The sequence below is a fragment of the Cupriavidus malaysiensis genome (genome assembly GCF_001854325.1).
Lineage (GTDB): Bacteria > Pseudomonadota > Gammaproteobacteria > Burkholderiales > Burkholderiaceae > Cupriavidus > Cupriavidus malaysiensis.
The window spans coordinates 2,775,562-2,795,500 of the sequence record NZ_CP017755.1 but is presented as its reverse complement, the minus strand read 5'-3'; the positions used below and the strand labels follow the sequence as shown (position 1 = coordinate 2,795,500).

Here is a 19,939-nt window from a genome sequence, read left to right as displayed (position 1 = left end):
TGCTCCAACTACCCGGCCCGGCCGGCGCCGTGATGCTCGCGGGCGTCGTGTCGCTGCCCGCCGCCCGCCTGCCGGTCGGTACAAGCCAATGAAAGGAATCGTATGAGTGAACAGGCAAGGCGCCGTGGTGCCGTCGTGCTGAGGCTGGTCTCATCCCGTGCGCAAGCGGTTCCCGTTCCGGCGCCGCTTGGCCGCGGCGTGCCGTCGGCTTCGCTTCTGCGGGGGTGGTTCGAGGAGGAGGTCGGTTATGTGAGCGAGGCGGCTTCCTTCTCCGGCGCATGCGCGCAAGCCGGTCCAGGCCGCAGCAACTGAACGTTTCGCGGCGACCGCGCCGGCGGCCGATGCCGCCGCCCGTTCCGCGCGGACCGCACCGGCCGAACCGACCGAACCGACCGAACCCATAGGCAACCGGGCACCCATGACCCCCATCGAAACCGACGCTGTCGACCAGCGTCCGCCGCATTCGCCCGCATACCAGCCGCTCGGACTGGCCACGTTGCTGAGAAAAGCCGTAGCAGGCGAGGACCTGACACCGGTCGGCGCGCACCTGCTCGAGTACTGCCAGGCGCATGACGATCCGCAGGCCCTGCTGGACCTGGCCCTGGTACTCGAGATGAAGTATGAAAAGGATGCCGCCCTCGACGTCCAGAAACTCGCGCTCCATACCCGCACGCACTATCGCCTCAAGGAGGCGGTGGCACCGCGGCCCGTGCGTCTGCTGGCATTGAAGGCGCCGGGCGACCTGATGGCGAACACGCCGTTCGAGTGCCTGCTCGCCGGCGCGGACATCCAGGTCGAAGCGCTCTATGTCGACCCCGGCCTGGCGCCGCCCGCCGCCTTGCCCGAGCATGATGTCCTGCTGGTCGCCGCGTGCGCGCTGGATGCCAATGCCGGCGCGCTCGGACGGGCGGCCGAGCTGATCGCCGCCTCGGCGCGCCCGGTGCTCAACCGGCCCGAGCACATCGCCCTGACCACGCGCGAGGCCGCCTATGCCCTGCTGGGCAAGCTGCCCGGCATCGCCATGGCGCATACGGTCCGCGTCGGCCGCGAGCGCCTGCTGGCCGCCGCCAGGGGCGAGTGGAACCTGTCGCAGGAAGTCGACGGGCAGTATCCGTTCATCGTGCGTCCGGTCGGCTCCCACGCCGGCAAGGGCCTCGCGCGGGTGGCGGACGAGGCGGAACTGCGCCAGTACCTGGAAGGCGCCGAGGCCGATACGTTCTACGTGGCGCCGTTCATCGACTACAGCGGCGCGGACGGCCTCTTCCGCAAGTACCGCATCGTCCTGATCGACGGCGTGCCCTACGTCTGCCACATGGGTATCTCGCGCCACTGGATGGTCCACTATCCCTACGAGGAGATGATCGCCCACCCGGAGCGCAGGGAAGAAGAGGCCCGCTTCATGGCCGACTTCGATACCGGCTTCGCCGCCCGGCATCGCGACGCGCTGCAAGGCATCGCGGCGCAGTCGGGCCTCGACTATATCGGCTTCGATTGCGCGGAGGCGCCCGATGGCCGCCTGCTGGTCTTCGAGGTTGCCACCGCCATGGTCGTGCACGACATGGACGACCCCGCCACCTTCCCCCACAAGCCAGCGCAGATGCGCAAGGTATTCGAAGCGTTTGCCGGCATGCTGCTGCGCGCGGCATCCCGGTCCAGCCCTGAAACCAATCATCGCGACCACTGATGAACCCGAACCAGCTCAACTTCTCCGGCGGCCCCGGCGCGCTTCCCGAATCCGTCCTGGCGCACACCCGCCAGGCCATCGCGGCCTTGCCCGAGACCGGCATCTCCGTGCTGGGCATGAGCCACCGGTCCGAGTGGTTCCGCGACATCCTGCTCGAGGCGGAGAACAACCTGCGCCGCCTGCTCGGCCTGCCCGAGGACTATGCCGTCGTCTTCATGCAAGGCGGCAGCAGCCTCCAGTTCGCCATGATCCCGATGAACTTCGCCGGGGAGGGCTTCGGCCCGCCGGCCTACATCGATTCGGGCTACTGGAGCAAGCGGGCCTCGCTGGAAGCCGCGCGCGTGCGTCCGAGCCAGGTGGTCTGGGATGGTGCCGCGACGGGCTATCGCGAGCTGCCCTCGCTGGACCGGCTGGAGATCGATCCGGCGGCGGCCTACCTGCACTATGTGTCGAACGAGACGGTCGAGGGACTGCAGTTCGCCGCGCCGGAGCGGATGGCGCCGGTGCCGCTGATCGCGGACATGTCGTCGGATTTCCTCTCCGCGCCGCTGCGCACGGATCGCTATTCCATGATCTACGCGCACGCGCAGAAGAACCTGGGGCCATCCGGCGTGACCGTCGCCATCGTCAAGCGCTCCTTGCTGGAGCGCATCCCCGCCGGCCTGCCGGCGATCCTGGATTTCAGGACGCACATCGCCAACGGCTCCAACTACAACACGCCGCCGGTGTTCGCCATCTATGTGCTGACGCTGGTCACGCGCTGGCTGCGCGACGAGATCGGCGGCCTGGAGGCGATGCAGCGCATCAACCAGCGCAAGTCGCGCATGCTGTACGAGACGCTGGAAAGCCTGGGCGACGCGGTCTCGATCCACGCGAGCCGGCCGTGGCGCTCGCAGATGAACGTGGCGTTCACCTTCGGCGATGCGCGGCTCGACCAGGCCTTCATGGCCGAGGCGCGCGAGCAGGGCATCGTCGGGCTTGAGGGGCACAGGTCGATCGGCGGCCTGCGCGCCTCGCTCTACAACGCGGTCACCGAAGGGGCGGTGCGGACGTTGACGCAGGCCATGGAGTCCTTCTGCCAGGCGCACGCCTGAACCTGCCCGGCCGCATTGCCGGCTGAGCGCCGCGGCCCTGCCGGGCGTGCCGGCGTCAGGATGCCGGCGGGCGTGCCGCGCGGCGCCGCGCCCGCGCGGCCAGTCCGGGGCCCAGCGCCCAGCGCAGCGCCGGCGCCAGCAGGTGCATGCCGGCCAGCGAGGCCGGGCGGCGCACCGAGGCGCCGTGCAGGCCCAGCTGCCGGCGCGCCCAGTCGGGCAGCAGGGCGATGCCGGCGTCCGCCATGATGCGCACGGCCGGCACCAGCAGCGGATTGGCCACCGGCATCTGCATCACCAGCCGCACCACTTCATGGGTGCGCTCGCTGGCTTCCAGCTGCGGCCGCATCGCCTGCAGGTAGTCGGCGATGGCGGCGCGCGTGCGCGGCACCCCGGTGGCGCCGAGTAATTCGGCGATACGCGCCTGCTCTGCGTAGTAGCTGTCCTGCTCGGCCACCGACAACGGTCCGACGTAGCGCAGGTAGGCGGCCAGGAAGCTGGAGACTTCCGCCACGTGCACCCAGGTCAGCAGGGCGGGGTCGTCCGCCGCATAGGCACGGCCGTCGGGCGCGGTGCCGCGCACGCCGGCGTGGATGCGCCGCACGCGCTCGATCAGCGCCAGGGCATCGGCGCGGCTGCCATAGGTGGTGCCGGCGATGAACTGCGCGGTGCGTCCGAGGCGGCCCTGCATGTCGGTGCGGAAGGTGGAGAAGTCCCACACGCCGGCCAGCGCGAGCGGATGCAGCGTCTGCATCAGCAGCGCGCTGACACCGCCCGCCAGCATGGCGGGAAAATCCGCGTGCACCCGCCAGCAGAGCGCCGCCGGGCCGAACAGGCCGGGGTCGCCGGGCGGGTTGTCGTAGTCGAGGCTCAGGCCGGAATTGCTGCGTGTGAGCGCGCGCACCTGGGCGCCGGCGCGCTCGCGCAGCCGTGCCAGCAGGCGCGGCGCCAGGCCGTTGGCAAGGGAAGGGTCGGGACGGTGCAGGCCTTGCATCGAAGTCGGGGAAGGGCAGCCGGCCGGCCTCGCGGGCGGCCGGCTTCACATCTTCAATAATAATGCAGGTCGGTGGCCTTGCCCCAGAACACGCGGTAGGCGTAGACCGTGTAGCCGAGGATGGTGGGCAGCACCACGGCGGCGCCCACCAGGATCACGCCCAGCGATTCCGGTGCGCTGGCGGCCTGCCAGATGTCGATGCGGTCGACCACCAGGAAGGGGAAGAGGCTGTAGGCCAGGCCGTTGAAGGCCATCAGGAAGATCGCGGCGGTCGCCGCGAACGGCACCCAGCACCAGCGCTCGTTGCCGGCGTCCAGCAGCGCCGGCATGCGGCGCAGCAGGCGGTCGACGATGACGAACAGCGCTACCGTGACCAGCGGGACCGGGGCCAGCAGGATGAGGTTCGGCAGCGAGAACCACTTGTCGAAGATGCGCTCGCTGACCAGCGGCGTCACCACCGAGATCGCGCTCACGCCCACCGCCGTCAGCCACAGGCTGCGCCGTGCCCAGTAGACCGCGCGCCGCTGCAGCCGGCCGCTGCTCTTCATCACCAGCCAGCCGGCGCCCAGCAGGCAGTAGCCCGCCACCAGGCACAGGCCCACCACCACGGCGAACAGCAGGTTGGGCAGGTCGTAGCGGAAGCCGGTGATGTACAGGCCCAGCATCAGTCCTTGCGAGAAGCCAGCCAGCAGCGAGCCGGCATAGAAGGCGGCATTCCACCACGGCTTGTGGTGGGCACGCGCCTTGACGCGGAAATCGAAAGCCACGCCGCGCAGGATCAGGCCGGCCAGCATCAGCGCCACCGGCAGGTAGAGGTTGGTCAGGATCACGCCGTGGGCGAGCGGGAAAGCGGTCAGCAGCAGGCCAACGCCCAGCACCAGCCAGGTTTCGTTGGCATCCCAGAAGGGGCCGATGGAGGCGATCATGGCGTCCTTCTCGGCGTCGTCGGCACGGCGCAGCAGCACGCCGACACCGAGGTCGTAGCCGTCGAGGATCACGTAGATCAGCATGGACAGGCCCATCAGGGCGAGGAATACCACCGGCATCCAGCCGGAGGCCTGGCTCAGGTCGGTCATTGCGCGCTCCGGAAGTGGCTGGGCATCATGCCGCGGGGAATATCGGCCTGCGCATCGGCCTCGCCGGCCTTGCGCGCCAGGTAGAACACCACCGAGACATAGGCCGCGATCAGCGCCGCGTAGAGCGTCAGGTACATCACCAGGGTGCTGCCGATCATGGTGGCCGGCACCTTGGAGGCGGCCTGCGCGGTGGTCAGCACGCCGTACACGAGATAGGGCTGGCGGCCGACCTCGGTGACGTACCAGCCGGCCACCAGCGCCACCCAGCCCGAGAAGGTCATGGCCATCAGCGCGCGCGCCAGCCAGCGGCGTGGCTCGCGTCCGCGCTGGGTCTGCCAGGCGGCCAGCCAGGACACCGCCAGCATCAGCAGGCCCATCCCCACCATGATGCGGAAGGCGAAGAACACCGGCGCCACCGGCGGATGGCGCTCGCCGAAAGCGTCGAGGCCCCGGATCTCGCCATCGAGGCTGTGCGTCAGGTAGAGCGAGGCCAGCTTGGGAATGGCGATCTCGAAGTCGTTGCTGCGCGTGCTGGCGTTGGGCAGGCCGAACAGCACCGCCGGGGCGCCCTTCCCGGTCTTCCAGATGCCTTCCATCGCCGCCAGCTTGGCCGGCTGGTGGTGCAGCGTGTTGAGTCCGTGCAGGTCGCCGGCGACGATCTGCAGCGGGATCAGCACCGCCGCCAGCACGACGCCGGTGCGCAGCGTGGAACGGACCTCGGGCGCGCGGTCGCCGCGCAGCCAGCGGTAGGCCGAGATGCCCGCCACCAGGAAGGCCACGGTCAGGCCCGAGGCCAGCAGCATGTGGACCAGGCGATAGGGGAAGGACGGGTTGAAGACCACCGCCAGCCAGTCGGTGGCGTGGGCGCGCCCGTCGATCATCTCGAAGCCCGCTGGGGTCTGCATCCAGGAGTTCAGTGCCAGGATCCAGAAGGCCGACAGCGTGGTGCCGCCGGCTACCAGCAGCGTGGCGACGGTGTGCACGCGGTTGCTGACGCGCCGCGTGCCGAACAGCATGATGCCGAGGAAGGTGGCCTCGAGGAAGAAAGCCGTCAGCACCTCATAGGCCAGCAACGGACCGGCGATATTGCCGACCGTCTCCATGTAGCCGGGCCAGTTGGTGCCGAACTGGAAGCTCATGGTGATGCCGCTGACCACACCGAGCGCGAAGGTCAGCGCGAAGACCTTGACCCAGAAGCGGTAGGCGGCCATCCAGCGCGCGTCGCCGGTCTTGTTGAAACGCAGCTTGAAGAACAGCAGGACCCACGCCAGCGAGATGCTGATGGTGGGGAAGAGGATGTGGAAGGTGATGTTGGCGCCGAACTGCACGCGCGCCAGCATGACCGGGTCGAGCTCGGAAAACATGGGGGGGCGACTCCTTACTGCTTGCTACGGGAAGACTTGCCGCTGCCGGCCGCGCGCGTGGCTTTGCCGCCAAGGGCGCCGCTCAGCTTGTCCTTGGCCTCCAGCAGCCGCGTCACGCGCGAACCCAGGCGCATCAGCTTTTCCAGCGTGGCGACATCCAGCCTCTGCATGTCGCCGAACCAGCTCGTCACCAGCAGGATCAACTGGTACATCTCGGTCATGCGCTGTTGCGCATGGCGGTCGTCGGGGTCGGCGGGGGATTCGAGCTGCACCTCGCGCAGCATCGACAAGGTGGGGTCGATCTCACGCCGGCGGCGCTCCTCCGCCAGCGTGCGGAAGATGGCCCAGACATCGTCCGGCGCGGAGAAATACTCGCGGCGGTCGCCGGGCTGGTGGCTCAGCTTGACCAGGTGCCAGGACTCCAGCTCCTTCAGCCCGATGCTGACGTTGGAGCGGGAAAAGCCCAGGGCCTCGGCGATCTGGTCGGCATTGAGCGGCCGCGCGGCGGTGAACAGCAGCGCGTAGATCTGGCCGACAGTGCGGTTGATACCCCAGCGGCTTCCCATCTCGCCGAAATGCAGGACGAAGCGCTGGACCAGGGGCGATAGCTGCATGATTGTCTGTTTTGAATTTTTAGTAATTTGTGAAAGTTTAGTGGGGAATGCGGATTGCTGCACTGCATATGGGCGGGGTGGGACAAGATGTCGCGGGTGTCGCGTCCCACATGCCACGTCCCACAGTTAGCGGGTTTTATCTCGACAGTGCGGGCTCTGATGCGCTTCGGCGCGGCGGCGAAAGGTCAACCCGTCTATGAGGCTGGTGTGCATCTCGGTCGGTTGTTCCGCACGATCTTCCTCATCGACGCTTCCACCGATCCTCTGTTCCACCATGAGATGCAGCATGCAGCATGCATGCCTTGAGCCGCGGCGAGGCGGCTCACACGTTCCAGCGAGCCGTGCGACGAGTACGCGGAACTCAGCGCCTACAGACGGTGCTGGCGACGCGCTGGCATCAGAACCGGTGGCGCAGGCCGATCGCCACGCCCGTCATGCTGTTCTTGCCGGCGGCAAGGTAATAGCCGTTGGCGAAGTTGATTGCGGAAGTGTCAAAGTTCAGTCCGGAGTGCCTGGCATAGGCGGTGGTGAGATAGATATCCGTACGTTTTGAGAAGGCATAGTCCGCAATAAACGAAAGCTGCCACGGATTCTTGACCTTTGTACCGGCCAGGTTCTTCACGTCGTCATAGTAGTAGCCGAGCGTCAGCGTGAGGGCAGAGGCTGCCTTGTAGTTGATGCCGACCCAGTAGTAGTCATCCCGCAAGAGGATTGCATCGGTGGCGCTCTTGTTCAGCCCCCAGCGATATCCGCCCATGAGTTTTGCCGGACCCGCCTCGTAGCTGGCCGCGACGGCGAACTTCCTGAAGCTGCCGGTTGCGCCCGTCGTGGCGGAAAGCGTAGGGTTGTACTGGTCATAGACGGCGGTCGCGCCGAACGATCCCTCGGCATAACTGAGCGCTCCACCATAGCCTGTGTCGCGACGGAACTGGCCGGCAACTTCGCCGGCACCTGCGGCACCGTTTCCGAAGGACCAGTAGGCGTTGGCGGTCAGCCCGCCAAAGCTGCCGACATACTTCACGACATTGTCGGAGCGGTAGTTCAAACCGAGCTGAAGGCCGAGAGGCTCGTACTGAGAGCCGTACTTGGTCGGGGAGAAATCCGATAAGGCGTTGAAAATCGAGGTGTACTGGCGCCCGAACGTGACCGTGCCGATGCCGTTGCGCTGCAGGCCGACATAGGCTTGACGGCCAAAGAGACGCCCACCTTGCTGCATCCTGCCGTCGTCGCTTGAAAAGCCGCTTTCCAGCACAAAGAGGGACTTCATGCCGTCGCCCAGATCTTCGGTGCCCCGCAGACCCCAGCGCGAGCCGGACAGCCCGCCGGAGGCCATGGCGAACCTGTTGCGAGATGGGCCAGGGAATCCTTGCTGAGTGGGTGGGATTGCCGAGAAATTGCTGACGTACTCGATATTGGTGTCGACGAGCCCGTACAGCGTGACATTCGATTGCGCGACCGCCTGCCCCGAGGCGGCGCCCAGCAAGGTTAAGAGTCCAAGCTTCTTCTTCATTACACATGCCTCCTGAGTATTTTGTTCTTGGTATTGCTGCGGCACTACTGAACCTCTACTCCCGTTCGTCTGGCCACTTCGGCCCATTTCTTCTTTTCCTCCCTGACGAACGACTCGAACTCCAGCCTGCCCGCTCCGGCACGCGCGAAGCCGAGGCGCTGGAATTGCGCCATCACTTCAGGCCTCTCCAGCACTTTGCTGATCTCCGCGTGCAGCCGGTCCACGATTGCCGCCGGCGTTCCAGCTGGCGCGGCGATGCCGATCCAGCCCACTGCCTCGGCGCCGGCAAAGCCGGCTTCAGCCAAAACCGGGGTGTTTGGCAGGAATGGCGAGCGCCTCGGCGCTGCCACGCCGAGCGGCCGCAGCTTGCCCGATCGCACAAGCGTCAGCGAGCCGGGAACCGTGTCGTACACCGCGGCGATTGTCCCGCCGAGCAGCTGTGTCGTTGCCTCGGTATTGCCCTTGAAGGGCACATGGTTCAGTTTGATGCCGCCATGCATCGCCAGCGATTCCATGGCCAGTTGACTCGTGGTGCCGGTCGATCCATAGGCAAGCTCGCCCGGCCTGGCCTTGGCCGCGTTGATGAAGTCGGCCAAGGTCCTGTAGGGCGAGTCGGCGCGAACCAGAAGGACTTGCGGCGTCGTGGCCAGACTGGCGACGTACACGAAGTCCTTGATCGGCTCATAAGGTACCTTCCGGAACACCGCCGGCGTGATCACCAGCGGGCCACTGCTTGCGATCAGCAATGTGTAGCCGTCAGGCGCCGCCTTGGCTACGGCGTCAGTGCCGATCATTCCGCCCGCGCCCAGCCTGTTCTCGACCACTATCGGCTGGCCAAGGGCAGTGGCAAGTCCCTGAGCCACCGTCCGCCCGATGACGTCGGCAGCCTGGCCGGGGGCCGCCGGACTCACGAGCCGGATCGGCTTGCCGGGCCACGCTGGCTGTGCGTGCAGGAGGGCAGGCACGAGTGCCGCCGCACCGACCAGAAAAGCAGTCAGCAGCCTGAATTGGGTACGTTGCATGAGGTAGCTCCGACGAATGATGGACGAATCGCCGGCTGTCACACGGTGGCGACCGGCGTAGCGGGCGACCCGGCGGCCCCCGGCAGCCGCAGCGGCGGGGCCGTCAGCAGAAAGCGATAACGTTGGTGGGCGTGCAACCATCGGGCGAGCGGGGTGAGGTGCCACAACTCGCCGAGATGCACGCCTCGCTTGAACAAGCAGTGTTCGTGGAGCGGCAGCAGTGGCCCGGAATAGCCAGCCTCCGGCGCGGCGGGCCGCGCTTCGACCGCGACGTTGTCGGCAGCAAGCACAGCGATGCGTGTTGCGGAAATCCATTCGTGCAATTGCCGATCGGAGCCGTCCAGCACAGGGCAGGCCTGCGCGAGATCCTCGGCTGTCCGCGGCACCCCATCCAGCAGCAGTTGCGCGAAACCGGTGTGCAAACAAACCATGTCGCCCGGCTCCACCACGATGCCGTCGATGTCGAGGATGCGGGCGAGCTTCTCGTAGCCCACCTGCACGCGCGTCGTGCCGAAGTGCCGGTGCAGGTCGATCATCACCCCGCGGCCCTGCACACCCGTCGCAGCCATGTGCTCGATCCCGAGGGCGGATAAGCCAATGTCGGCTGGCGGCCAGCCGTTGTAGTAGCGGATCTCTGGCTCGCCGTCACCGTCCGCATCGAACAAGGCACCGACGTGCGCCAGGGCGTCCCACTGTGTTGAAAACTGCGTGTAGAGCGTAACCCTGTCGTCGCATACCACGTCGGTCAGACCGGCATGCAGGTCGCGGGCGCACTGGTTGTAGCGCGGACGACCGTCGCGGAGCGCCGCGGCGAGACTCGGCGGATGCCGGCTCGCATTGAGCCGTGGACCCTTGTCCAGTGGCAGCGACAGGCAGAAGGCGATGCCATCCGTCGCTTCCTCCAGGGCGCGCCGCCTTCGTTCCGGGGTAATCTCATTCAACTGGCCTAGCCGGTCGTCGGGGCCATAGTCGCCCCAATTGGAGTGATCGGGCCGGAAGCGCCAACGGGTCTGGGTGGTATTCATGCTGACGCCTGGGCAGGTTGATGCATGCTGGTCGTTCCTTGCCGCTCCAGGGCTTCGATCTCCGCTGGCTCGAAGCCAAATGAGGCGAGCACCGTTCGCGTGTGCTGGCCCAACGTCGGCGAGGCAAAGGGGGCGGGGCAGGGCGTGGCGCCAAACTCGATCGGGTTCTTGAAGCCCAGGAACGAGCCCACCGTCGGGTGCTCGTAGCGATGCACCAGGTCCTGGGCCAGAACCTGCGGATGGCTGAACATTGCGCTGACCGATCGGGCGGCTGCGCACGGCACCTCGCTGCCAAAGACGGCTTCCCACTCCAGGGCGCTGCATGCCAGCAGGGCCTCGCGGATGGCCGGCACGATTTCGCTGGCGCGCTCCGCACGCTTGCGGATACTGTCGTAGCGATCGTCGTCGCCCAAGGCTGGCAGCCCCAGCAGGCGGCACAGTGACTTCCAGAAATGCGGCGTATTGGCCGAAATGTAGAGCCAGCCATCGCGGGTCGGATGCAAGCCTGTCACGCCCCCCCGAACCAAACTCTCTGCCGGCGTCGAGCGGCTCGCTGTCAGCCCACACGAAACGCCCGGCCTGCATCGCCAGCGCACTACGCATCAGCGAAGCACCGACGTACTGGCCGCAGCCAGTGTGTTCGCGGGCATAGAGTGCCGATACGATGCCGAATGCAGCCATGCAAGCGGTGTAGTAGTCGACGATCGACCCCATCAGCAGTTGCGGTGGCTCGTTCCGTACTGCGCCCTGCGCTTCAGACAAGCCCGTCATGGTCTGCAGCACCTGGTCGTACCCCGCATGGTCTTTCAGCGGCCCGGACTCGCCGTAGCCCGTCACGGCGCAGTAGACCAGGCGGGGATGGTCAGTGCTCAGGCACGCATATGAGATGCCCAGCCTGGCCGGCACGCCGGGGCGGAAGTTGTGTACCAGCACGTCAGACTGCCGGATCAGGCGCTTCAGCGCCGCCAGCCCATCGGGGTGCTTCAGGTCGAGTACGATGCCTTCCTTGCTGCGGTTGTTTCCAACGAAGCCACGTGCCTCCGGCTTGAGTGTCGAAGGGTAGTGGCGCACATTGTCTCCTCCCGGCGGTTCGATCTTGATGACCCGCGCGCCGAGGTCGGCCAGCAGAGTACAGCCGTAAGGGCCTGCCAGATAGGCGCTGAGATCGAGCACGGTGATGCCCGCGAGCGGGCCGCCACGGCCCGTCGTGTACTGGGATGGACATGACATGATGGGGTTCCGGATAGGGCGATAAGGCGATAAGGCGATAAGGCGCTCAGACTGGCGCTCTCGCGAGCAGGCGTTGGGCCAGCCGCAACAGCGGCTCGTCCACCATCTGTCCATCGACAAGAAAGGCGCCTTGGCCGGGGTCGTCAACATGACCTGCGGCCTCGACGATCTTGCGGGCCCAGGCCATCTCGTCACCGCCCGGCGTGAACGCCGCGTTGACGGTGGCAACCTGGCGCGGATGGATGCAAGATTTGCCTGTAAAGCCGAAGGCCCGCGCGTTGCGCGCCTCGCGCTCAAGGCCGGCCGTGTCGCGTACGTCAGCGAAGGCACCGTCATAGCAGGGAATGCCTGCCTGCGCGGCCGCAACCGAGACCGTCATGCGGACATGGTCACGGGCAGCCGCGTTGTTGCGGTCGATGCCGCACGCCAGGAACAGGTCGCCGAAGCCCACCTGCAGGCCCGCGACGCGCGGATGCGCGCTGGCAAGCTGAGCGGCCCGGGCCAGCGCAGCAGGCGTTTCGATGTTGATCAGCAGGCCGATGGGCGAAAGGATGCCGCGCTGGTGCTCCAGAACATCCAGCGCGGCCGCTGCCATGAGGATCGCGTCGGGCTGCTCGACTTTCGGCAGATTGATCTGCACGACAGACGGCAGGGCCACCGCCTCCAGGTTCTGCCGCCAGTGGTCGCCGCCCACGGCATTGATCCGCACGATCAGCGGCGGGCTCACCGAGCGCCTGACGGATTGCAGGTACAGGCTGGCGGCTCGCTGCGCGTCGTCCTTGCCGGCTTTGGTCACGGCGTCCTCGAGGTCGATGCAGACGGCGTCCGCACCGCTGGCCAGTGCCTTGCCGGCCAGATCAAGCCGGGTGGCAGGCAGGAACAGCTTGCTGCGCATATATTCCATGTTTTCACTCCGCCCGGATGTCGGCTTTCTGGGCGAGCTGGCGGAACCGCTGCAGCTCGGTGGCAAGGATCCGGCTGAACTCCGCGGAACCCATTGGTGCCAGGCTCGCGCCTTCGGCTTCGAAGGCGGCACGCAGGGCGGGGTCCTTCAGTGCCAGCGCGACCTCAGTGCCGAGCAGGTCGATCAGAGCCTGCGGCGTGCCTGCCGGCGCGAGCACGCCAGACCAGGCGTCGAAGGTGAATCCCGGCGCGCCGGCCGACGCCGCGATCGGCAATCCCGGCAGTTGCGGCGCTGCGCTTTCCCCCGTCACTGCCAGTGCGCGTACGCGCCCGCTCTTCACCTGCGCCATGGTGGAAGGGACGCTGCCCAGCACGATGTCGACATGGCCGCCGGCCAGGTCTTGCATGGCAGGTGTCATGCCACGATAGGGCACATGCGTCAGCCTGATGCCGGCGCTCTCGGCAAAGGCTTCCGTGGCGAAGTGGTTGATGCTGCCGATACCCGAGCTGCCATAACTGAGCTTGCCAGGATGGGTCCTGGCTTGCGCAATCAGATCCTGAAGCGTTTTTGCCAATACGTGTTTGCCGACCGTGATCACGAACTGAGCACGGCTGACACGCGCCACCGGCACGAAATCCTTCAGTGGATCGTACACAGGGCGCGCCCGGAGCACCGATGCCGTCAGGAAGGACGAGGATGCATAGAGCAGCGTGTATCCGTCCGGCGCGGCCCTGGCGACATGCTCGGCGCCCAGCGTACCGCTGGCGCCAGACCGGTTGTCCACCACGACCGGCTGACCCAACGCATCGCTCAGCTTCCTGGCCAGCAGCCGGGCGGCATTGTCATTGGAACCCCCTGCGGGATAGGGCACCACCAGGGTCAGCGGCCGGGACGGAAATTTGCCAGCGGCAGGCTGGGCACCGCCCGCACCGGTACTCATCACCATGGCCGCGCAGAGCGCCGCGGCCCCACGGTGCCAGCGCAAATGGGGTGTCAATGCTGTCTCCTTCGATTCTGTTCTTGTGTCGCCCTTGTCATGGGCTGCATCAGATCTTAAGCTTCGTGAGCCTAAAGGAAGCTGATTTTTCATTGATCACAAAGTGAGAAAACCTTATGAAGCTCGACATGTTGAATACGCTGACGGCGGTGGTCGAGAGCGGCAGCTTCGTGGCGGCCGCCGAGAGGGTTAGCCTCACGCCGAGCGCGGTCAGCTTGCAGATCAAGCAAGTGGAGCAATACTTCGGACATCCTTTGTTCGACCGCTCCGGCGCCTCCGTCACGCCTACGCCGTTCGGGCTCGAGACGGCGGCCGTGGTGAAGGAAGCCATGGCGGCGATCGAGGCGATGCGTTCGCGACGCAGCCCAGGTATCGAGGGAATCCTGCGGCTGGGCCTGATTCCAAGTGCGCTGGTCAGCGCCGGGCCTGTCGCCTTGCAGAAGCTGCGCCAGCAGTATCCCGGCCTGGAGATCCGGCTCACATCCGCGCCCTCGGCCACACTGCTGGACGATCTGAGAGGCGGCCGCATCGACGCTGCGCTCCTCGTGCGGCCGCTGTCGGGCGGATCGTCACGGCTGCATTGGCGCGATCTCGCGCGCGAGGTCTTCGCGCTGCTTGCACCGCATGGCTCCACTGCCCGCTCGCCTGCCGAAGCGCTGGCCATGCACGGATGGATACGCTATCACCGCGGCATCACCGGCGGCAGAATTGCCGCCGACTTCGTGCGCCAGATCGCGCCCAATGCCAAAGCCGTTGCAGAGATCGAGTCCACGGACGCGATCGTTGCCATGGTTGCCGGAGGCATGGGCGCCACCGTGATACCGCGGCCGCGGCAGCAGTTGCGGGCCGCCTATCCGCTGCGGGAGATGAACCTGGGAAAGGAGGCGCCCTGGCGGCAACTGGCTTTCTGTCGGATCGAGAGCGGGCACGGCGCCCGTGCTTTCGATGCCGTGGTACGGGCGTTTGAGGATGCCTATGCGCGGGTGAGATAAGGAGCCTGACGTCAGCGGCGCCTTGGTCTGCCCGGCAGGTGTCTCCAGCAGGAGGGAGTCGCCGTTCACCGGCGCGCGGGACGGGTCCGGCGGATAGATGTGAGGCCAGGCATGTGAAGATCTCCTTTCTCTTGGTGTATGCATTTTGGCATATTGCATGATGTTTTATGCATTCCTGTCTTGAAAAATCAGTCGAATGCATACATGATGTTCGTATTGCGATCCGGTGGGCTCTTCCATGACGGCTGCGGGCGAGCCGGTCGCCTCACCGCAAACGTGATGGGCGTCTCCCGCAGCGACAACCATCGCCGCAGTCGCAGCGCGACCGGCCGATTCACACACAAGAACCAACTCGGAAGACAAGGAGACAGGCAGTGAGACAGGCAACGAGTCACACGTCGGATCGCAGGCGCGGGTTTCTCCTCAGGGCCTTGCCGGCTGCAGCGGCCATCGGCCTCATGGGGGCTGGCGGGCTGGCACGGGGGGCACCGGTTGCGCCGCGTTCCGATGCAGCGCCGCTGGCGCAACGGCTGGCCGAGTACGTGCACGCGCTCGGCGAAGCCGACATCGACGCGGCGACGCTGGAGGCGCTGAAGCTGCGCCTGGTCGACACCTTCGGCTGCGCGCTGGCCGCGCTGGACGAGCCGGTCATTGCCAGGTGCTTCGGCCTGGCCGACGCGAGCGGCCCGGCCGAAGCGGCGCTGATCGGAACGCGCCGCCGGAGCTCGGCGGAACTGGCCGCCTTCGCGAACGGCGCGGCAATCCGGTACTACGACCTCAATGATGGCTACCTGTCCAAGGAGGCGGGCCATCCGAGCGATCACCTCTCGGTGTGCCTGGCCGTGGCCCAGTCTGAAGGCCGCTCGATCACCGACTTCATTGTGTCGGCGATCGCGGCCTACGAGATTGAGTGCCGGCTGTTCGATGCGGCATCGCTCAGCGCGCGCGGCTGGGACAACCCCAGCTATGGTGTGGTGACGGCTGCGTTGACTGCTGGCAAGCTGATGCGGTTACCGGTAGAACAGCTGACACAAGCCGTGAACATCGCGCTGGTGGACCATGTCGCCATGAATCAGACCCGGGTCCAGGTGCTCTCGAACTGGAAGGGGCTCGCCGATGCATCGGCGTCGCGCAGCGGTGTCTTCGCCGCCCGCCTGGCGAGGGAGGGAATCACCGGTCCCAGCCCCATCTTCGAGGGAACGATGGGGTTCAACCGCCTGGTGGCCGGCGCCGGTCTTGAACTGGACACGGCGGGCTTCGGCACCCGGGGCACGGGCTTCCGCATTCATGACGTGCTGGTCAAGCCCTATCCAGCGCAAGGCCACACCATCACCGCCGTAGAGTCCGCGATCCGGCTGTCGAAGAGGATTCCGGATCGCAACCAGATCGAGCGGGTGCTGGTCGCCACAACGCAGTTCGGATACCGATTCACCGGCAGTGAGCGGGAAATGTGGGCCCCGGCGACAAAAGAGTCGGCCGACCACAGCATGCCCTACGTGGTGGCGCGCGCGCTGCTCGATGGAACGATCACCAACGCCAGCTACGCCGAAGCCAACCTGGCGGCCCCGGACGTGCGTGCGCTGATGGCGAAGATCAAGGTGGTCGAGGACCCTGTGCTGACGGCAATGACGCCGCGCCAGATTCCAAACCGGGTGTCGGTCACGCTGAAGTCCGGTGAGACGCTGACCGAGCAGGCGGAGGACCTGTGGGGCTCTTCCCGGTTCCCGCTGACGCGCGCGGGCATCGAGGCGAAGTTCTGGCGCACGGTGGGGTCGGCGATCAGCAGGCCTCACGGTGAGCAGCTCCTCAGCGCCATCTGGTCGCTGGAGAAAGCCACCAGCGTCGACGAGTTGTTTGAGGCCGCCGCCCAGGCGCGGCAGGGCTGAGGTCTGGACTGTGCCGTGAGCGTGCCAGGAAGTCGACTTCAGCAGTCCGTCAGGCGCGTGCATACAAGTAAAAACCAACACTCATCGCGCCCAGGATGCCGATAAGAACAACAGCGCCCACCTTGTGTTGAAGTCTATCAAGACGGGCAAAGACATCCCAGTTGTTGGCCGATGCGGCAGCGTAGCGTTTGAAGACCAAGCCAACGCAAAATACATTCGCTGCCATGGCGACAAGGCCTGAGGCCACTTTGGTGAGCAATAGCGAGCTCGATGCCGCGCTCGGGAGCATGATCCAGCCTGTGACGAGCACAACTATGAACGCCGGGATTTCGACGATGATATCGACGCGCTTGTGAAGGGCTGACAAGAGCAACTCATGCTCCCGGCTTTTGCCCAAAAGTGCCCGCTCAAATAGTGCTTCTGTGAGAACGCAACCAAGCCACACGCCCATGGCTGCGAGATGGATAGGGAGCAAGATCGTTTTCATGAGTTAGGGAAAGACTGATTTAATCAGCACGGCAGTCATCTGAAGCACGCGTTTGGCGACGCGGGTGGTTCAGCCTGTCTGGCCTGGCGAATCTGGCGCTCACCAGGAAGCTGTTGTCGGCCTCACAGGGGAGCAATCCGTCCTGAGCGCGCACAGCGCGCCAGGAAAGGTGCGAAACGAGAGAAAAATGGCTTGAAGCGTCCCTCTCTGCCGCGTTGCGAAAACCGAAATCCCTGGCAAATCCTTGGCTTGTGCAACATCAAGCGCAAGCCTCATGGATCAGCGATTCCTAAGGTTCTTTTCCCTGAAAATCTCTGCCATTCTTGTATTGGATGGCACCGTTTTTCCGGAACTTTAGCGAAGATCGCTTGGCATCTCGCCCTCCTCAAGCAGGGATCATTCAGATGCCGGCGATTCGTTGCGCGTCGATCCTCGGCCACCGCTTCCCACTACGCAAAGCAGGCCCAATCTCAGGGTGCAACCCAGCGACTCGTTCGCATGGTCTTCTTCCGGCCTCCCCATTGCACGCCATTGCGGAGGCTGCATTGCCGCCTTCACGCTGGCTCATCCTCCCCGCTCAGCCGATCACCCATAGATGGCGTTGGCGAGATCATCCGGGAACCGTCCGCCAGGCGACTGGCCTTCCAGGCCGGCATTGGTGAAGGCGACGGCGGTCAGGCCGTTGGCGCGGTCGACGAACCACGAATGCCCGTAGGCACCGCCCAGTCGCCACGTCCCCGCGGGTTCGGGCGAGTTGGCCGCGGCTGGATCGCGCAGCACCGTGAAGCCGAGGCCGAAGCCGCGGCCCGGCCATGGCAGGAGGTCCATGCCCGGCGCCTGGTCTGTCGCCATGGCCTCGACCTGGGACGCTGACAGCAGCGGCGCGCCGCCCTTGCGCAGGGTTTCGAGGAGGGCGAGCAGATCCTCGGCCGAGCCGATCATGCCCGCGCCGGCCGAGGCAAAGGCATGGCTCTCGAAGGCCCGCCCCAGTGCCATGCGCATGCCTTCCGCCTCCGGGATAAAGGGCAGGCGGACCAGTTCGAGGTCGGTCATGCGGCGGGACGCGCCACCCTCGTTGATATACCCCGCCGCGAGACGGGCGGAGTCGGCCACGGAAAAGCCGGTGTCGGCCAAGCCGAGCGGTGCCGTCACCAGTGCCCGGATCGCCTCGGCAAGCGGCAGGCCGGACGCTTTCTCGATCACGAGCCCGAGCACATCGGTCGCAAGCGAGTAGCTCCACGCGGAGCCGGGCGCGAACAGGAGCGGCACCGTGCCGATACGCCGGACATTTTCTTCCAGCGATACGTCGGCGATGTCCATCCCGTCCGATACGCCGGCGCGATGGTACGGCCCGTCGGCAGGCTCGAAGAAGCCATAGCCCAGGCCCGCGGTATGGGTGAGCAGATGACGGACCGTGATGTCGCACACGCTGCCGTCCGGCGCTGCCGGCCGGAAGTCGGGGAGCCAGGTCGTGACCGGCGCATCGAGACGGATCCGCTCCTGCCCGATCAGTACCATGGCCGCGACCGATGCATAGACCTTCGAGACGGAGGAGAGCCGGAACAGTGTGTGCGGCGCCAGCACACGGCCGGCTTCCCGGTCGGCGAACCCGGCGGCCCGGGAGTAGACCGTCTCGCCATGCCTGGCGATCAGGACGGTGGCGCCGACGACGCGCTGCTCCGCAATGGCGGTGTCGATGACGGAATCGACGCGCTCGGTGAGGCTGGCAAGCGGCAGGGTCGAGGGGAGCGGCAGACGATGGGCCGAAGCGTGCGGCATGGAAAGCTCCAGAGTATTGAGTGGATGGGGTCAGCGCGATCGGGCAGGGCGGAAAGCCGTTCCGGCGCGCCGCGCAGGCAACCGAAAACGCCCGCACGAACTGGGAAGCCGGCCGCATCCTTCCACGGCTTTGCCTTCGTTGCCGGGCGTTCCTGTTCCTGTCGAAATCGTCATGGTCTGCCTGTTCAGCGCGCCGCTTGCACGCACAGGGATCGCACGTGAAGCGCAGGCGACTACCTTAGGCTGATGGCGAACGCAAGACAATAATGCTAATGTTCAGAACATAGCGGACAAAAAGTCTTAAATCTTCGCGGTATGGAGGTATGGAATCACTCAGCGGGATCGCGTTCTTCGTGCAGGCGGCCGAAACGCGCAGCTTTTCAGTGGCCGGGCGCAATCTTGGCGTGTCGTCCTCCGCCGTCGGCAAAAGCGTGGCGCGGCTGGAAGAACGGCTGGGCGTCCGCTTGCTTCACCGCAGCACGCGCAGCATTACGCTGACCGCCGAAGGCACGCTGTTCCTGGAGCGCTGCCGGCGCATCCTGTGCGAGGTCGAGGCCGCCGAGCTGGAACTGTCCGAGACGCGCCAGGCCCCGCAAGGGCGGCTGCGCATCAGCCTGCCCTTGGTCGGCAGGCTGGTCATGCCGGCGCTGACCGCCTTCATGCATCGTTATCCGGCCATCGAACTGGACGTGGATTTTTCGGATCGGCTGGTGGATGTCATCGAGGAAGGATTCGATGCCGTCGTGCGCACCGGCGAGCCCACGGACTCGCGCCTGATGTCCCGTCCGCTCGGGACCTACCGCCTGCTGCTGGTCGCGTCGCCCGGCTATCTGTCCCGCCACGGTACGCCGCGGGTGCCCGCCGATCTGGCCGGCCATGCCTGCCTGCAGCACAAGTTCCCCAGCACCGGCAAGTTCGAAGCCTGGCCGCTGAAGCGCAGCCACGCGGCGGCGGCGGACGTGGTGCTGCCGGCGACCATGGTCTGCAACACGTCCGAAGCACTGCTCGATGTGGCCAAGGATGGCCTGGGCATCGCTTGCCTGCCTGATTTCATGGTGAGCACGGCGCTCGAACTGGGCGAGTTGACCACCGTGCTGGACAAGCACATAGAACACCAAGGCACCTTCCGCCTGCTCTGGCCCTCCAGCAAGCACCTGGCGCCGAAACTGCGCGTGTTCATCGACTTCATGGCCGAGAGACTCTTCGCGGGCCAGGGCTTCGGCATGCCATCCGACCGCGCCACCCGGTGACTTCGCCCCCGCGCGCCACGCCCCTGACCCGCGC

17 protein-coding genes and 1 pseudogene are annotated in these 19,939 nt (G+C 66.2%); 6 read left to right on the top strand and 12 right to left on the bottom strand.

Annotation, left to right across the window (positions count from 1 at the left end):
- Positions 1 to 418: 418 nt before the first annotated feature.
- Together BKK80_RS31775 and serC are read left to right on the top strand one after the other, a co-directional pair.
- Entirely contained in the window at positions 419 to 1,684 is a 1,266-nt protein-coding gene (locus tag BKK80_RS31775) for an ATP-grasp domain-containing protein (protein WP_071018467.1), read from the top strand.
- Positions 1,684 to 2,778 carry a 3-phosphoserine/phosphohydroxythreonine transaminase gene (gene serC / locus BKK80_RS31770; RefSeq protein ID WP_071018469.1) on the top strand — a complete coding sequence of 365 codons (1,095 nt, stop codon included), beginning with the start codon at positions 1,684 to 1,686 and terminating at the stop codon, positions 2,776 to 2,778. The genes BKK80_RS31775 and serC overlap by 1 nt, the downstream gene beginning before the upstream one ends.
- A 55-nt stretch (positions 2,779 to 2,833) precedes the next feature.
- Here the strand turns inward: serC and BKK80_RS31765 are convergent, their stop codons facing one another.
- Genes BKK80_RS31765 through BKK80_RS31750 form a run of 4 tightly spaced genes read right to left on the bottom strand, consistent with a single transcriptional unit; the run spans position 2,834 to position 6,823 of the window.
- Positions 2,834 to 3,769, bottom strand: coding sequence for an oxygenase MpaB family protein (locus tag BKK80_RS31765; protein WP_071018471.1), 936 nt, complete (start codon positions 3,767 to 3,769; stop codon positions 2,834 to 2,836).
- A gap of 53 nt (positions 3,770 to 3,822) precedes the next feature.
- Positions 3,823 to 4,845 carry a cytochrome d ubiquinol oxidase subunit II gene (locus BKK80_RS31760; protein ID WP_071072711.1) on the bottom strand — a complete coding sequence of 341 codons (1,023 nt, stop codon included), beginning with the start codon at positions 4,843 to 4,845 and terminating at the stop codon, positions 3,823 to 3,825.
- A complete protein-coding gene (locus tag BKK80_RS31755; RefSeq protein WP_071072709.1) occupies positions 4,842 to 6,209 on the bottom strand; it encodes a cytochrome ubiquinol oxidase subunit I in 1,368 nt (455 codons plus the stop codon). The genes BKK80_RS31760 and BKK80_RS31755 overlap by 4 nt, the downstream gene beginning before the upstream one ends.
- Before the next feature lie 14 nt (positions 6,210 to 6,223).
- Positions 6,224 to 6,823 carry a GbsR/MarR family transcriptional regulator gene (locus tag BKK80_RS31750; RefSeq protein WP_071018477.1) on the bottom strand — a complete coding sequence of 200 codons (600 nt, stop codon included), beginning with the start codon at positions 6,821 to 6,823 and terminating at the stop codon, positions 6,224 to 6,226.
- 87 nt (positions 6,824 to 6,910) lie between these two features.
- Here BKK80_RS31750 and BKK80_RS35975 point away from each other — a divergent pair, with 87 nt between their 5' ends.
- Positions 6,911 to 7,129, top strand: a complete 219-nt coding sequence (locus tag BKK80_RS35975; RefSeq protein ID WP_418235906.1) for a Tn3 family transposase — start codon at positions 6,911 to 6,913, stop codon at positions 7,127 to 7,129.
- A gap of 91 nt (positions 7,130 to 7,220) precedes the next feature.
- On the opposite strand, the gene BKK80_RS31745 is transcribed toward BKK80_RS35975, so the two are convergent.
- From BKK80_RS31745 to BKK80_RS31720, 6 genes and pseudogenes are all read right to left on the bottom strand, one after another.
- On the bottom strand, positions 7,221 to 8,333 hold the full coding sequence (locus tag BKK80_RS31745; protein WP_071072707.1) for a porin: 1,113 nt from the start codon (positions 8,331 to 8,333) through the stop codon (positions 7,221 to 7,223).
- A 44-nt stretch (positions 8,334 to 8,377) separates the two neighbouring features.
- The gene (locus BKK80_RS31740) at positions 8,378 to 9,355 is read right to left on the bottom strand and encodes a Bug family tripartite tricarboxylate transporter substrate binding protein (RefSeq protein WP_071018481.1); all 978 of its coding nucleotides are present in this window, start codon (positions 9,353 to 9,355) and stop codon (positions 8,378 to 8,380) included.
- Between the two features lie 38 nt (positions 9,356 to 9,393).
- Positions 9,394 to 10,380, bottom strand: coding sequence for a cyclase family protein (locus BKK80_RS31735; protein ID WP_071072705.1), 987 nt, complete (start codon positions 10,378 to 10,380; stop codon positions 9,394 to 9,396).
- Positions 10,377 to 11,610 (bottom strand): annotated as a pseudogene (locus BKK80_RS31730) (CaiB/BaiF CoA transferase family protein). The gene BKK80_RS31735 and the pseudogene BKK80_RS31730 overlap by 4 nt, the downstream one beginning before the upstream one ends.
- 46 nt (positions 11,611 to 11,656) lie before the next feature.
- Complete coding sequence (locus BKK80_RS31725) at positions 11,657 to 12,514, bottom strand: HpcH/HpaI aldolase/citrate lyase family protein (protein WP_231908208.1); 858 nt, start codon at positions 12,512 to 12,514, stop codon at positions 11,657 to 11,659.
- A gap of 4 nt (positions 12,515 to 12,518) precedes the next feature.
- Positions 12,519 to 13,511: a tripartite tricarboxylate transporter substrate binding protein gene (locus BKK80_RS31720; protein ID WP_157903377.1), complete on the bottom strand. Its 993-nt coding sequence runs from the start codon at positions 13,509 to 13,511 to the stop codon at positions 12,519 to 12,521.
- Between the two features lie 116 nt (positions 13,512 to 13,627).
- Here BKK80_RS31720 and BKK80_RS31715 point away from each other — a divergent pair, with 116 nt between their 5' ends.
- Together BKK80_RS31715 and BKK80_RS31710 are read left to right on the top strand one after the other, a co-directional pair.
- Positions 13,628 to 14,503: a LysR family transcriptional regulator gene (locus tag BKK80_RS31715; protein ID WP_071018486.1), complete on the top strand. Its 876-nt coding sequence runs from the start codon at positions 13,628 to 13,630 to the stop codon at positions 14,501 to 14,503.
- A 374-nt stretch (positions 14,504 to 14,877) separates the two neighbouring features.
- A complete protein-coding gene (locus BKK80_RS31710; RefSeq protein ID WP_157128504.1) occupies positions 14,878 to 16,389 on the top strand; it encodes an MmgE/PrpD family protein in 1,512 nt (503 codons plus the stop codon).
- 49 nt (positions 16,390 to 16,438) lie between these two features.
- On the opposite strand, the gene BKK80_RS31705 is transcribed toward BKK80_RS31710, so the two are convergent.
- Positions 16,439 to 16,876, bottom strand: a complete 438-nt coding sequence (locus BKK80_RS31705; RefSeq protein ID WP_071072703.1) for a hypothetical protein — start codon at positions 16,874 to 16,876, stop codon at positions 16,439 to 16,441.
- Between the two features lie 585 nt (positions 16,877 to 17,461).
- Positions 17,462 to 18,655, bottom strand: coding sequence for a serine hydrolase domain-containing protein (locus BKK80_RS31700; RefSeq protein WP_071072701.1), 1,194 nt, complete (start codon positions 18,653 to 18,655; stop codon positions 17,462 to 17,464).
- A gap of 323 nt (positions 18,656 to 18,978) precedes the next feature.
- Between BKK80_RS31700 and BKK80_RS31695 the strand changes: the two genes are divergently transcribed.
- Positions 18,979 to 19,905 (top strand): LysR family transcriptional regulator, encoded by a 927-nt coding sequence (locus BKK80_RS31695; protein WP_071038848.1) that lies wholly within the window; start codon positions 18,979 to 18,981, stop codon positions 19,903 to 19,905.
- The last annotated feature ends 34 nt before the right edge of the window (positions 19,906 to 19,939 follow it).

Excerpts from the sequence above, each read along its gene's own strand:
- BKK80_RS31715 (WP_071018486.1), top strand. The coding sequence starts at position 13,628 with ATGAAGCTCGACATGTTGAATACGCTGACGGCGGTGGTCGAGAGCGGC.
- BKK80_RS31695 (WP_071038848.1), top strand. The coding sequence starts at position 18,979 with ATGGAATCACTCAGCGGGATCGCGTTCTTCGTGCAGGCGGCCGAAACG.
- BKK80_RS31700 (WP_071072701.1), bottom strand. The coding sequence starts at position 18,655 with ATGCCGCACGCTTCGGCCCATCGTCTGCCGCTCCCCTCGACCCTGCCG.
- BKK80_RS31765 (WP_071018471.1), bottom strand. The coding sequence starts at position 3,769 with ATGCAAGGCCTGCACCGTCCCGACCCTTCCCTTGCCAACGGCCTGGCG.
- BKK80_RS31755 (WP_071072709.1), bottom strand. The coding sequence starts at position 6,209 with ATGTTTTCCGAGCTCGACCCGGTCATGCTGGCGCGCGTGCAGTTCGGC.
- BKK80_RS31740 (WP_071018481.1), bottom strand. The coding sequence starts at position 9,355 with ATGCAACGTACCCAATTCAGGCTGCTGACTGCTTTTCTGGTCGGTGCG.
- serC (WP_071018469.1), top strand. The coding sequence starts at position 1,684 with ATGAACCCGAACCAGCTCAACTTCTCCGGCGGCCCCGGCGCGCTTCCC.
- BKK80_RS31705 (WP_071072703.1), bottom strand. The coding sequence starts at position 16,876 with ATGAAAACGATCTTGCTCCCTATCCATCTCGCAGCCATGGGCGTGTGG.
- BKK80_RS31725 (WP_231908208.1), bottom strand. The coding sequence starts at position 12,514 with ATGGAATATATGCGCAGCAAGCTGTTCCTGCCTGCCACCCGGCTTGAT.
- BKK80_RS31760 (WP_071072711.1), bottom strand. The coding sequence starts at position 4,845 with ATGACCGACCTGAGCCAGGCCTCCGGCTGGATGCCGGTGGTATTCCTC.
- BKK80_RS31750 (WP_071018477.1), bottom strand. The coding sequence starts at position 6,823 with ATGCAGCTATCGCCCCTGGTCCAGCGCTTCGTCCTGCATTTCGGCGAG.
- BKK80_RS31745 (WP_071072707.1), bottom strand. The coding sequence starts at position 8,333 with ATGAAGAAGAAGCTTGGACTCTTAACCTTGCTGGGCGCCGCCTCGGGG.
- BKK80_RS31775 (WP_071018467.1), top strand. The coding sequence starts at position 419 with ATGACCCCCATCGAAACCGACGCTGTCGACCAGCGTCCGCCGCATTCG.
- BKK80_RS35975 (WP_418235906.1), top strand. The coding sequence starts at position 6,911 with ATGTCGCGGGTGTCGCGTCCCACATGCCACGTCCCACAGTTAGCGGGT.
- BKK80_RS31735 (WP_071072705.1), bottom strand. The coding sequence starts at position 10,380 with ATGAATACCACCCAGACCCGTTGGCGCTTCCGGCCCGATCACTCCAAT.